Origin of the sequence: Nocardia pseudovaccinii NBRC 100343, from assembly GCF_001613225.1 — a bacterium.
In the GTDB taxonomy this organism is placed as follows: domain Bacteria; phylum Actinomycetota; class Actinomycetes; order Mycobacteriales; family Mycobacteriaceae; genus Nocardia; species Nocardia pseudovaccinii.
Genome location: NZ_BDBY01000023.1, coordinates 1 through 12626 on the forward strand (window position 1 = coordinate 1; position 12626 = coordinate 12626).

Annotated in this window: 14 protein-coding genes and 1 pseudogene; 4 read left to right on the forward strand and 11 right to left on the reverse strand. The window is 64.3% G+C overall.

Annotated features, from left to right (window positions below; all coding sequences use genetic code 11):
- Positions 1–956: pseudogene (locus NP3_RS49760) on the forward strand (4Fe-4S binding protein); the annotation flags it as partial.
- Here the strand turns inward: NP3_RS49760 and NP3_RS02490 are convergent.
- From NP3_RS02490 to NP3_RS02500, 3 genes are read right to left on the reverse strand one after another with little or no spacing between them, the layout of a single operon-like run.
- Positions 917–1828 carry an SDR family NAD(P)-dependent oxidoreductase gene (locus NP3_RS02490; RefSeq protein WP_245720772.1) on the reverse strand — a complete coding sequence of 304 codons (912 nt, stop codon included), beginning with the start codon at positions 1826–1828 and terminating at the stop codon, positions 917–919. The pseudogene NP3_RS49760 and the gene NP3_RS02490 sit on opposite strands and share 40 nt — an antisense overlap.
- Positions 1825–2274, reverse strand: a complete 450-nt coding sequence (locus tag NP3_RS02495) for a Cif family virulence factor (RefSeq protein WP_063037343.1) — start codon at positions 2272–2274, stop codon at positions 1825–1827. The genes NP3_RS02490 and NP3_RS02495 overlap by 4 nt, the downstream gene beginning before the upstream one ends.
- 50 nt (positions 2275–2324) lie before the next feature.
- Positions 2325–3785 (reverse strand): MFS transporter, encoded by a 1461-nt coding sequence (locus NP3_RS02500; protein WP_063037345.1) that lies wholly within the window; start codon positions 3783–3785, stop codon positions 2325–2327.
- A gap of 90 nt (positions 3786–3875) precedes the next feature.
- Between NP3_RS02500 and NP3_RS02505 the strand changes: the two genes are divergently transcribed.
- Positions 3876–4553, forward strand: coding sequence for a TetR/AcrR family transcriptional regulator (locus NP3_RS02505; RefSeq protein WP_063037347.1), 678 nt, complete (start codon positions 3876–3878; stop codon positions 4551–4553).
- A gap of 58 nt (positions 4554–4611) precedes the next feature.
- Positions 4612–5592, forward strand: coding sequence for a zinc-binding dehydrogenase (locus NP3_RS02510; RefSeq protein ID WP_063037350.1), 981 nt, complete (start codon positions 4612–4614; stop codon positions 5590–5592).
- Here the strand turns inward: NP3_RS02510 and NP3_RS02515 are convergent.
- The 5 genes from NP3_RS02515 to NP3_RS02535 all read right to left on the reverse strand — a co-directional run bounded on the left by NP3_RS02515 (position 5583) and on the right by NP3_RS02535 (position 9377).
- Complete coding sequence (locus NP3_RS02515) at positions 5583–6356, reverse strand: ESX secretion-associated protein EspG (protein WP_063037352.1); 774 nt, start codon at positions 6354–6356, stop codon at positions 5583–5585. The two genes, NP3_RS02510 and NP3_RS02515, sit on opposite strands and share 10 nt — an antisense overlap.
- Entirely contained in the window at positions 6353–7606 is a 1254-nt protein-coding gene (locus NP3_RS02520) for a hypothetical protein (protein WP_063037353.1), read from the reverse strand. Before NP3_RS02520 ends, NP3_RS02515 begins: the two co-directional genes overlap by 4 nt.
- Positions 7607–7625: 19 nt before the next feature.
- Positions 7626–7985: a hypothetical protein gene (locus NP3_RS02525; RefSeq protein ID WP_157124008.1), complete on the reverse strand. Its 360-nt coding sequence runs from the start codon at positions 7983–7985 to the stop codon at positions 7626–7628.
- Between the two features lie 22 nt (positions 7986–8007).
- Positions 8008–8532, reverse strand: coding sequence for a DUF3558 domain-containing protein (locus NP3_RS02530; RefSeq protein ID WP_157124010.1), 525 nt, complete (start codon positions 8530–8532; stop codon positions 8008–8010).
- A gap of 164 nt (positions 8533–8696) precedes the next feature.
- Positions 8697–9377 (reverse strand): O-methyltransferase, encoded by a 681-nt coding sequence (locus NP3_RS02535; protein ID WP_063037360.1) that lies wholly within the window; start codon positions 9375–9377, stop codon positions 8697–8699.
- Between the two features lie 155 nt (positions 9378–9532).
- Between NP3_RS02535 and NP3_RS02540 the strand changes: the two genes are divergently transcribed.
- A complete protein-coding gene (locus tag NP3_RS02540) occupies positions 9533–10465 on the forward strand; it encodes an SGNH/GDSL hydrolase family protein (protein WP_245720773.1) in 933 nt (310 codons plus the stop codon).
- On the opposite strand, the gene NP3_RS02545 is transcribed toward NP3_RS02540, so the two are convergent.
- The 3 genes from NP3_RS02545 to NP3_RS02555 all read right to left on the reverse strand — a co-directional run bounded on the left by NP3_RS02545 (position 10431) and on the right by NP3_RS02555 (position 12460).
- Positions 10431–11441: a WXG100-like domain-containing protein gene (locus NP3_RS02545; RefSeq protein WP_063037362.1), complete on the reverse strand. Its 1011-nt coding sequence runs from the start codon at positions 11439–11441 to the stop codon at positions 10431–10433. The genes NP3_RS02540 and NP3_RS02545 overlap by 35 nt on opposite strands.
- 4 nt (positions 11442–11445) lie before the next feature.
- Positions 11446–11781 carry a type VII secretion target gene (locus tag NP3_RS02550; protein WP_063037364.1) on the reverse strand — a complete coding sequence of 112 codons (336 nt, stop codon included), beginning with the start codon at positions 11779–11781 and terminating at the stop codon, positions 11446–11448.
- A 124-nt stretch (positions 11782–11905) separates the two neighbouring features.
- Positions 11906–12460, reverse strand: a complete 555-nt coding sequence (locus NP3_RS02555) for a YbaB/EbfC family nucleoid-associated protein (protein WP_063037366.1) — start codon at positions 12458–12460, stop codon at positions 11906–11908.
- Between the last annotated feature and the right edge of the window lie 166 nt (positions 12461–12626).

Genomic DNA, 12626 nt, shown 5'->3' on the forward strand with positions numbered 1-12626 from the left:
CGATGTGGGTTTCGTACCGGTCGACGATCCGAGGGTAGCGGTCGAACTCGAGCATGCGCGCGAAATCCTGCCCTCCGCACGCACATTCGTCACCTTCTGTGTCCGGATGAACCGCGACAACCTGCGCAGCACCATGCGCAGCCTGGCCAATACCGAATTCAATCACGCCGACGACGAGACCAACGAGGTGTCGCGCCGCATTACCAGAGCCCTGCAGGATGCCGGGTACCGCGCCGTCTACCCCGCGCCTGGATATCCGATGGAGGTCGACAAGTTCCCGGGTCGGATCTGGGTGATCGCGCACAAGGTGGTGGCCGAGGCGGCCGGATTGGGCGTCATGGGTATCCACCGCAACGTGATCCACCCGAAGTTCGGCAATTTCATCCTGCTCGGCACGGTGGTCACCGATGCGGTGATCGACGAGCCGAGCGCCGCATTGGATTTCAATCCGTGTCTGGAATGCAAGCTGTGCGTATCAGCCTGTCCGGTCGGCGCGATCACCAACGACGGCGGCTTCGATTTCCAGGCCTGCTATACCCACAACTACCGAGAGTTCATGGGCGGCTTCACCGATTGGGCCGAAACCGTCGCCGACAGCGACAGCGCCGCCGATTACCGTGAGCGCGTCACCACCGGCGAATCGTTCTCGATGTGGCAGAGCCTGTCGTTCAAACCCAACTACAAGGCCGGATACTGCATGGCCGTCTGCCCGGCCCGGCGAGGATGTGATCGGCGCCTACCTCGACGATCGCAAAACCCACCTCGACGATGTCGTGCGTCCGCTGCAGAACAAGGCCGAACCCGTCTACGTCCTGCCGGGATCGGCCGCCGAGGAGCACGTCACGCGCCGATTCCCGACCAAGACGCCGAAGGCGGTGACCAATGGTTTCCCGGACGAGGTCAATGTCCTGCTCGATCAGATCGGCCCGCGTCCGCGCCGGACACGCGGCGTATAGCGATCAGCGAGGAACGCGTGTTCCATGAAACGCTGCGCCCGTCCTCGGGTCAGATCGGACCACGCCTGGACCCCCGGCGACCACCAGGGCGCGATCTTGCGTGGCTTGGCGGCCACGGCGTGGCAGACCAAGTCGGAGGCTTCGTCGACAGTAAGCCCGGGAACGCGACTGAAGTCGGTCGGCGCGCTCATCCTGGTGTGCACGAGCGGCATGTAGATAGAGGTAGTCGTCACCTTGTCGGCGGCGATTTCCGCTGCGGCACTGCGCAACCAGACATCGAACGCGGATTTGGAAGCACCGTAGGCGGCCCAGCGTGGGGCGGGCGGCATGAGCACGCCCCAAGTGGAGATATTGACGATATGGCCCTGTTTGCGGTCGCGCATACTCGGCAGCAAGGTGAGCAGCAGCCGGACCGGACCGAGATAATTTACATCTATGGTGCGCGTGAAATCGTGGAAGCGGTCGTAGGATTCGTCGATCGAACGGCGAATCGACTTGCCCGCGTTATTGATCAGCACATCGATATGACCGTGCTGGGCGAGTAGGTCGCGCCCGAGCTTTTCGACGGCGTCCATATCGGTCATATCCGTCGGGTACACGTGCGCGGTACCGCCCTCGGCGATGATCTCGGCCGCCACCTGCTCCAGAGCGTCGACAGAGCGCGCAACCAGCAGCACGATCCCACCGGCCGCGGCAAGTTTGCGCGCGCTCGCCTTGCCGATGCCGTGCGACGCGCCGGTTACCAGCACGGTCCGGCCCGCGACCTCCGCGCGCAGGGATTTCTCGCGCGGCCGGGAGGTCGGGTACAGCAGCCAGGACGCCACTCGCTCGGCGAGCGGGCGGCCATTGCTCGATTCGGGAGTGTCGTTCACCTCTCGACTGTATGCGCCGACCTGCCCTGTTCGCGATCATTTGCCGAGGTGCGCAGGAGCTCGGGCAGATCCTGTCGGGGCAGGTAGGCCGCGATCCGCAGCCCGTCTTCGGCACGGCGCACCAGGAAGTCGCTGTAGACGTCGAGGGACCGTTCGCCGAGCGACAGCGCCCACCGCGCCGAGGTCAGCCAGCAGTGTCCGCCCAGTTCGAAGGTGGTTTGCTCGACCAGACGAGTGCGCGGCCGCGACCCGGCACCGAATTGGCCGGCCCGCGCTTGTGCCGTGGCCACGAACTCCTCCCGGCTCACACAGCGACTCGATGTCGGGGTGGTCACCAGGATCACCGGCTCGAAAAGGCTTGGCAGTGCGGCGAAATCCGATGCCGCGACGATCTCGTCGTAGCTGCGGATGAAACCCTCGATCGAGGTGATGTCATGCGAAATCATGACATCTGATTATATCGCGAATCGCGGCCGAATCCGGGGAGGCGCGCCGGTCAGCGCCGGGGTGCGAATGCGGCGACCGCCGCCATCACCACCAAGAGCAACGCACCGACCGAGGTCGCGACATGCATTCCGGAGACAAAGGATTCGCGTGCGGAATCGATCAGTGCTGAATTGCCGCCCGCATGCTGGATGGTCTCTCCGAGCGTGTCCGCATAGTCGCCATTGGACCGGAAGACCAGTGCCGCAACCGAACCCAGCAGTGCGAGGCCGAGCGCGTTGCCCAATTCGAAACTGGTCTCGGAGATCCCGACCGCGGATCCGGCCCGCTCCGGCGGCACCGAGGACACCGCCACATCCGACACCAGGGTGAACGCCAAGCCGTAACCGATGCCCGCAATCGTGGATCCCGCAAGGTACCAGGCGATTCCGCCGTCCACGCCGACGCCGATGAGCATCAGATTGCCGATGGCCGAAGCCAGTAGCGCCAGCACGAAGGTGGGACGCACCCCGAGCTTGTGTCCGACCCGCGCACCACCCATCGAGCATACGAATACCGCGATCGCCATCGGAATCCCGAGCAGCGCGGCCGCGAGCGGGTCACGGCCGGTCACCGATTGCAGGTAGACGCTGGTCAGATAACTCATCGCGGCCAGCGACATCATGCCGACCAGGCTGGAGCCGATGGCGACCGAGAACTGCGCCCGCCGGAACAGTCGCAGATCGAGCAGCGGTTCGGCCAGCTGCCGCTGCCGTCGCACGAAGATCGCGAGCAGCACCAGACCAATGAGTCCGATTACCAGCGGTTCGACATCGAACCCTTCCGCCGCGATCTGTTTCACCGCGTACACCACCGGCAGGATGCCACCGATCGACAGCAGCACACTCGGAATATCCAGCGGACCGACCACACCGGCGCGATGTTCGGGCAGCACGAACGGACCGAACGCGAGCAGGATCAGCAGCACCGGAATATTGATGAGGAATACCGAGCCCCACCAGAAGTGGTGCAGCAGCAGGCCACCGAGGATCGGGCCGACCGCCGATCCGCCCGCGAAGAATGCCGTCCACACACCGATCGCGGCGGCACGCTCACGGGCGTTCGGGAACAGACTGGAGATCAGCGCCAGACTCGACGGCAGCAACGTTGCGCCGCCCATCCCCATCAGCGCTCGCGCGATGATCAACACCGCGGCACTCGGCGCGAAGGCCGCCATGATCGAGGCGATACCGAAGATCGACGCACCGGCCAGCAGGATATTGCGCCGCCCGATCCGGTCACCGAGATTGCCCATGGTGATCAGTAGGCCAGCGATGAGGAAGCCGTAGATATCGAGAATCCACAGCTGCTGCGCGGCCGAGGGGTCGAGATCGAGGGTGAGCGTCGGCATGGCCAGGAACAGCACCGAAATGTCCATCGACACCAGCAACACCGGCAACAGCAGTACCGCGAGACCGAGCCGAGCACGCCGCGAACCGGTCGGTGCCGCTTGCGCGATCTCCACCTGTGTCATGTCGATTTCCTCTCCGGGTCGCGTACGTCGTACGCATCAATCCGGGTACAGTGTACGCATGCGGTCCCAAAACTGGAAGCGAGTCATGGGATGACCGAGCCGAAGCTCACCCAGGCGGCCATTGTCGACACCGCGATCACCCTTGCCGACGAGGCGGGGCTCGACGGATTGTCCATGCGACATATCGCCGAGCAACTGGGTGTCGGAGCCATGTCGCTGTACCGGCACGTCGCGAACAAGGACGAACTGCTCGCGCTGATGACCGACGAGATCTCGGCCCGCAACCCGTATCCGTCGCCGGAGGGCAAGGACTGGACATGGCGCGACCGGGTCCGCATTGCCGCCGAGATCGATTGGGCGCTCTACCAGAAGCATCCGTGGGTGCTGCTCACCTTCGCGATGCCCCGCTACAGCTTCGGCCCGCAGGGTCTGGCCTGTTTCGCCTGGCTGGTCGAGGGCCTGCGCGAGCTCGATGTCTCGACCCGAGAGGCGTCCACCATGGCCTTCGCGGTGTGGAACTACATCTCCGGGGCCACGCTGCCACATATCAGCGGTGCGCTGGTCGCGCGCAAGGGCATGAATCCAGAGGGCTCGAACGGACTGCGGGCCTTGCTGGAAGGAACCTCACAACTGCCGATCCCGCCCGCACTCGCCGATCTGAACGGCAGCGGCGTCAGCGACCTGACCTCGGAAGATCTGCTGTATATCGGATTGTCCGCGCTCTGCGACGGATTCGAGGCACGGTGCTCGCGGTCCACCACCGCTTGACCTGAACGGCACTTCAGGTTGCAGGGTGGGCTGGTTCGCCGACGACTAGGAGCCACCTGTGCACGCCATCCGCCTTCACACCTTCGGACCAGCCGAAAATCTGCGCTACGAAACGGTTCCCGATCCGGTGCCGGGACCAGGTCAGGTGCTCATCCGGGTCGCGGTGGCGGGCGTGCATTTCATCGATACGGCCTTGCGTCGTGGTGCGGCCGGTCCCTACCCGCCGCCCACTTTGCCGACGATCCCGGGGCGCGAAGTCGCCGGGACCGTGGACCAGATCGGACCCGACGTCGATGCGTCCTGGCTCGGTAAGCGGGTCGTCGCGCATCTCGGCCAGGGGCCCGGCGGCTATGCGGAGTTGGCCGTGACGGAAACGGCTCGGCTGCACGAGATTCCGGCCGACCTCGATCCAGCGCAGGCGGTCGCGATCGTCGGCACCGGGCGAACGACCATGGGTATTCTGTTGTTCACCGAACTCGGCCCCGATAGTGTCGTGGTGATAACCGCCGCCGCGGGTGGCATCGGGACACTTCTTGTTCAGCATGCGAAGAATGTCGGCGCGACGGTCGTCGGGCTGGCCGGTGGACCCGCGAAAGTCGAACTGGTGCAACGCAATGGCGCGGATATCGCGATCGACTATCTTCGTCCCGACTGGCCCGACCAGGTGCGCACCCAACTCGGCGAACGCAGGGCCACTGTGCTGTTCGACGGTGTCAGCGGCGAAATAAGCCACACCGCAATCGATCTGCTCGGCAAGGGCGGTCAGCATCTGATCTACGGCTGGGCCGACAATGCTCCGCTATCGCTTTCGGAGCAGGAATCGGCCACGCGCGGCATCACCTCCGAGATGGTCGTGGGACCCCGCATGCTCGAGCGTGTCGGCGGCGATCTGCGCCCGCTGGAGGATAAGGCCATGGCCGAGGCCGCAGCCGGTCGGCTGCGGCCCACGGTCCAGCGTTTCGCGCTTGCCGATGCGGCCGACGCGCACCGCGCGCTCGAGTCGCGCGGCACCGTCGGGAAGGTGGTGCTTCAGGCGTAGGAGCGGTAGCCCTGGTCGTTCTCCTCGCGGAACCCCTCGACCGTTGCGCGCATCGCTCGGTCGAGGTTGTCCGTGATGACCAGTGCGTCCGCGGGAACGGCGCTGATGGTGCCGCTACTGCGCACCAGATAACGACCGTCCGGATAGTCCATGACGTGGAAGCCGCGTGAGGGTGCGGGCCGGTTGTCCCAGGCCGCACCCGCGTACACCGCGACATGCACGACATTGGGACGCGGCCGTTCGAAGAACTGTGCGGCCTCTTGACGCGGTGAGCGCGAGCCCACGTAGTACGGGCGGTCGTCATCCGCGCCGTCCTCGAGATCGTGGCGCGAAACCTCCAGCCCGGGTCCACTGCCGCGCCGGGCGGGCGGCAACAGATCCGCCACCCGGCGCGAAACATAATCGGCATCCATCATCGACATGTGTACCGCCCCACCGCGATCCGGATCATCGGTGGGCTCCTGCCGCAGCCACACCGCGTGCTGATGTCGAACCGCGACATGCACCCGGAGCTTCGTCTTGCCCAGGAATCCGGCGACCTGGATACGTGCCTCGGGCTGCGCGAGAATACCGAGCGCGGAGCGCAGCCAGTCGTCGAGTTGGCGGTGCAGGGCGCCCGCCTCGTCCTTCCACGCCTGGTCGTATTCGGCCAGGGTCCGTTCGGTGGACCGGTACTGCAGCGGATACGGCAGTACATCGCGTTCCATCGCCCGCCACAGCACCTTGAAGCCGAGCGGAGTAAAAGTCCAGTCCCGCACGGTCATTCGCCGATCACCGGCGGCACCGTCTTCACCCGATGCGCCTCGTCGAGACCGGTGAGCTCCTCACCGTTCTGCTGATTCACCAGGTATTCCTTCGACTTCGACTCTTTTTCGTCATCCTTGCCGCCGCCGCGGGAACCCGGCATACCCATCCCCGACATGCCCGAGCGGCCGGTGCTGCCACTGGAAGTGGACGTGCCGGTAGTGCCGGAGGTGGTGACGACCGGCGGGAGGTTGAGGGTTTTACCCGCGGACGGCGTGCCCGTCGACGGGGTGCCCGAGCTGGTGCCGGAGCCGCCGGAGCTGAGGCTCGGGGTGGTCCCGGTGGGAGTCGTCGAGGTCGGAACGGTCGGTGTGTCGGTGGTGGTCGGCGTGGTCGAGGTGTTGGTCGTGCTGGGGCTGGTGCTCGACGTGTCGTCCGTCGTGGACGGGGTGGCGCTCTCCGGGGTTTCGGTACCGGTGTCCGTCTTCTTCGGGTCCGTCCCAGTGGTGGGGCTCTTGGACTGGTCCTTACCCGGCGTTTTACCGCCGGAACCGTCATCCGGCTTCTTCGTCGTGTCGTCGGATTTGTAGACGGGGTTGTAAGGCTTGGGCACCAGCGGGACACCGGTATCGGCCTCGCGGACCGACGGGTAGAAGACATTCTTGACCGTGTTCTCGGCAGCCGACTTGTACTGCTCGTCCCGATGGCTGTTGATATTCCACGTCGGACCCGGAATCCAGCTGGCAATGTTGCTGGTGACGGTGTGACCGGGCGCTTCCTGCACATTGGCCGTGGTGAGCTCGATCCCGGAACGGACGAGCTTCACCTTCTCGGCGACCAACTGCACCGACCCGACCAGACCGGCCGACTTGTCGACGTACTCCTTGACACCGTCCGACGCCGACTTGGCCGAGGCGCCGTTCCACTTGCCGTCCATCGCCTTCAGGATTTCCGGCTGAAAATTCTTCAGACCGTCGTCCAGTGCGTTCTTCATGGCATTCCACCGCTGCTCGAGCCCCTTGACATCGGTGACCGACATCGCCGAAACCCGACCGTACAGATCGTCCAACTGGTCCGGGTTCACATATGCGGATTCGGACACCTTCGAAGGCTGCGATTGCAGACCGAGCCCGGCACTCTCGATTTCCTTGATCCGATTCCGCGCCTGCGTCGCATCCGCACTCTCGTCCCGAGAGGACGAACTGGGCGGACCGGATTTACTCCACTCGTACAGCGCGATACCGATTTCCGGAAGAATTGGAAATACCACGGCTGTTCCCCCGTTCTTTTCAGTTTTTGAAGAGCTTCGAGTAGGACTCGTCCTGCGCCTCGAGCTTGTCCACGGACTTTTGGATGGTGTCGCGGATGAGTTTCAAAACATCGATATGCTCTTTGAGAGCAGTGTCGACGTCTCCGTCACCACCAACTGCCTTAGCGCTAAACATCTTCGCAAGATCATCTGAGCAGTCGAAGCGTCCGAAACCAGTGACGTTCTTCATGAACGTCAGATCATCCCGCATTGTCTCGTACAGGCTGATCTGCCGATTGCACGCATCCCGGCAACCCTTGGCGACCGACGGATCCAGGTAGAGTCGGCCAGCGTCTGCCTCACCCGAGAGGAATTGCCACCGCGACTTCTCTTCCTCCATCGACATAATTTATCCCCCTACTTCAACGCGGAAAAACCGGTACCAGATTGCTGGCCACAGTCTCGGCCCGAGTGCACGGCGCTACAACATTTGTCGACGACGTGCGGTTGCGGATCAAGATCTGCACAACGCCCTGGCTGGCTGGGAATACCAGACTGCATACCTCGTCGAATTTATCGGACGCCATGCGATGTTCGACACCTTGACGACCGGCAACCGAGGTGTCCTTGAAGTCTATGTTGTCTGTTTTTCTCTTGAAGTCCTCGACTGTATTGATCGTGGAGAAGACGCCGACAGTGAAATCATCGTTGTTCCACGAACAAACCTTCCAGCCCGGCTCTTCGACGCCTGCGATTCCTGACCGCTTCGTCGACGGAGAAACCCCGACTTTCCGCAGCACCTGGTCCGAGATCTGCGTGCACGGATCCCACAGTGCCGCAGTCGCGGCCGAGGTACCCGCAGCTCCAGTACTCGGCGTGGCCGTCCCACCCTTCGTCGATCCGCAGCCGGTCGCCACCAACAGCATCCCCACCGCCACCACGGTCATCGTCGTCCGTCGTCCCACCAAGGCCTCCCGTTCCAGCCGTCACACGTCGCTCGAAGTCTATGACGCGCCCCGCCGCTGTTCGGTTCCATCCAATCACGCCCATCCGCCGCCCCCACGCCTGGATCACCGGCGAAATCGCGCACCGGGGATCCGAGCTGCCGTGTTCAGTCGAGGGCCTCACCGTTGACCACGGCGTAGGCGAAACCGTCCCAGCCCTTGCTGCCGACGGTTTGCACAATGGTGGCGTCGAGGCTCGGCTCGGCGGCGAGCAGGTCCACCAGATCGCGGCTGGCCTGGACCGCCGGATCGTCCGAATGGTCGTCGGCGACAGCGCCATTGCGCACGACGTTGTCGACGATGATCACCGAGCCGGGCCGGGTCAGGCGCAGCGCCCAGAGCACGTAGTTCGAATTGTTGACCTTGTCGGCGTCGATGAACACCAGATCGAACGGCTCCGGATCCTCCTCCGCCAGTACGGGCAGACTGTCCAGAGCAGCACCCACTCGGATCTCGACCCGGTCCCCGACCTCGGCCCGATCCAGATTCTCCCGCGCGACCCGCGCGTGCCGCGGCTCGAATTCCAGGGTGATGACCCGGCCGTCCTTACCCACTGCCCGCGCCAACCAGATCGTGCTGTAACCGCCGAGCGTGCCGATTTCGAGCACCTTCCGCGCCCCGATCGACCGCGCTATCAGATGCAGGAACTTCCCTTGCGCTGGCGATACGTCGATGGCGGGCAATCCGGCCGCCGCATTCGCGGCCAATGCCGTCGCGGTCGAATCCTCGCCTCCCACCAGAGAGTCCACGATGTAGCTGTCCACGTCGGCCCACTCGAACGTCGTCATGCCATGAAGTCTGCCACCGGGTGCCCGGATACCGCCGAAACTGAAGACGACACCCGTGTTCCCCGGAAACCTTGCGGGCCACACCGCGCACCCAGTAGCGTGCCCAAGAACTGAGACCAAGCCGTATCACTTTTACCGCGGACGAGGGAGCGATCATGACGACCCGCCGAACTGGTTGGCGCGCAGGCGCACTCGCGATCAGCCTGCTGGCCCTCACTTCTGCTGTCCTGGCTGCACCCGCATCATCGGCGCCGACGGACGGCGCCGCCGCCTACGTCGCCCTCGGCGATTCCGGTGCCGCGACCACCGGTGTCCAGAAATTCGATACCGGGGCACCGCTGCAATGCGCCCGCTCCACTGCCAATACCCCGAAACTGGTCGCCGCCGACCTCGGCCTGAAACTGGACGACCGAACCTGCAGCTCCGCCAAGATTTCGGACCTCACCGCATCCCAAGGCCCTGGCATCCCACCGCAATTCGACGCCCTCGGACCGAAAACCCAACTCGTGACGGTGCATATCGGCGCCAACGACGCCAAAATGACCAAATACATCCTCACCTGTCACCTGGCCGGAGCGAAGCCGTGCGCCGACCCAGCGTGGGACACCGATATCGACAGCATCGCCGCCGCGTATTCGACTGCCCTGCATCGAATCTCGTCACTGGCCCCGAATGCGGCGATCTTCGTCGACGGCTGGCCGACTTACGTCCGCGACGGCGGCTGCCCCGACCTGATCGGCCTGCGCCCCCCGACGCCGCCACCATCCAGGCCGCCTTCGACCGCCTCGACAGCGTCGTCGCCCGCGAAGCCGCCGCCGCGGGTGCGACCTATATCGACACCCGCCCGCAATCCATCGGGCACGACATGTGCGCGCCCGCTGGAATCCGCTGGTTCGACCCCATCATCGCCACCGAAACCCTGGTCCCCTACCACCCCACCCTCGAAGGCATGCGCGGCGTCGCCGACCTCATCACCCAGGCCATCCGGTCATCGGGAGCTCCGCGCTGAATCGATACGAACGCGCCGAATCGATACGAAACTGCTCGGGGCTGTCAGGCTTTCGCCGCCTCGACCTCGATCTGAGTGACCGCGGTGACAATTTTGATCATTTCACGGAGCAATGCGCCCAGGCTGATCAGCGCGGTGGTCAGTTCGAGCAGCATGCGGGAAACGCTCATGGTCGCCGTCGAAATTTCGAATACCGCACGGGCAATGAGAGCCGGTGATGCCGTTCCGGCGGATGCGATGAGGATGGCGGCGATCTCGACCAGAACGCCGGCCAGGCTGTTCAAGATCTCTGTGACAATGCCGCGAACCCCGTCCACGAGCTCACCCATCTTCTTGTTCACCTTGCTCAGCGAATCGGCGAGCGCGGCCTGGGTGGCGATCGACGCCATGTGTGCGTCCGCCTTCGCCCGATAGGCGTTCGCGGCGGCACCGGTCCACGCCGCGGTGCCCTGCTTCACCTCGGTCGACCAAGTCGCCGTGACCTCCGTCAGTCGCTCCGAAATATTCGCCCAGGAGTCCGAATAGGCCGACACCATATCGGGATTACCGGCCAGCGAGTCCAGCGATTTCCGCATCGGCTCGACATGTTCGAGCATCCACCCCATGAGCAACCCGCCGACGAAGTTGAACGGGTCGAATATCGCGAGAGCTCTGCCACTGATCAGATCCGAGCCGATACTCGCGAGCTCTATGACGTCGGCGGCGGCCGCCCACGCCTTCATGGCGCCCTCGTAGAGATTCTGGCCGGTGTCCTCGCCACTGAGCGCCAGTTTGAACTTGTGGCCCGCTTCGAACGCGTCGCCGACCGAAGTGCCGCTGACAATCCCCGCGTCAGCGTCTTCGGTCTCGCCGTCTTCGCCTTTCTTCGCTCCTTCGGGCAAGCCGAGTTTCCGGAAGACGGTCGCATCCTCCTGGTAGTACTCCTCGCGGTAGTCGACACCTTTTTCGAGCAGTTCGTTGTCCGGGCGCGCGTCGTCGTCGAAATTGTCCAGTTGCCCGGGCAACGGCGGCGCATCTTCGTTGAGGAACTTGCCGACCGAATTCTCGTACGACATTCGACTACACCTGCTGTTCGAGCTGCTCGCGCTGACGATCTGTGCCGTCGGCTCGACTCTGGTCGACGTTTTCGAAGGAGTCCGCCGCGAAACGAAGTTTGCGTGGCAACGATTCGGTCTCCTCGGTCAACGTGCGCAGGCTCTCGGTGATCCGGTCGTGCAGCGGATTCAGTACCGACTTGGCGTACGGCCCCACCAGCAATCCGTATCCGTCATCCGCCTGAGCCAGATAGTCGGCGGCCTCGCGGGACAACGGCACCCCCTCGATCGCCTGCTCCACCTTCTGCGCATGATCGCGCAGTTGATCCGGGTCGACGTTCACCCCATCCGAATTGCCCATATCGTCCTCACTCCCCGTACCTCGGATTCGCGCCGTCGAATGACGGCCCTCTGACTAGGACGCTCCCACCGCACATCCGGTTCCATCCGATCCGGACGGAACCATGTCGTTCGGCTCGCGCGCCCTATTCCAGCCAGGACTTGCGCTGGTAGTACAGATCCTCTTCGGTCGGTTCGTCGGGCACGACGATGTCATCGCGATTGGGCTTGCGCGATCCCGATGGCGGCGGCTCGGGCTGGAAGCTGGTGGGCGGTGGGCTGTACACCGGTGGCTCGGGTGCCCGGGTGGGAACTGGATCGACAGGCTCGACGTCCGGAAAGCGATCGGCATATTGGCCGATGATCGCCGCACCGGCGTCGTCGTCGCCGACCGCATCGTGCACCATGTTCGTGACCTGGTTGCGCAGTTTCGCCTGCGCGCGCCGCATGCAGGACATGATCTCGCCGGAGATGACGGCCGGGTCCATGCCACGTGCCGCCGAGGACAGCTTGATATCGGTGGGTACACCGTTGGCGTCGACGGTTACGGAGATCCGGTTGTCGCTCGACGTTTCGGTCACCGTCACGGTGGCCATGCGGCCGTGCAGGCTCTGATACTGCTGAGCCTTGCGCTCGAGGTTCTCGGCCCACTTGGCGAGTTCGTCTGCTGCCTGCCCTGGGTCACCGCTCAGCAACTTCATCCCCTCGTTGTGGCACCTACGGTAGTGCCGTGTTCCGGGGTCACGAATGCTCCGCCCCCGACGCCGGGACCGACCTTACGATGCCGGGCCGTCACCCGGCAAACAGCCCTTCCCCGCACCGGCAATCAGAACAGGAAGTAGCGCTGGGCCATGGGCAATTCGGTGG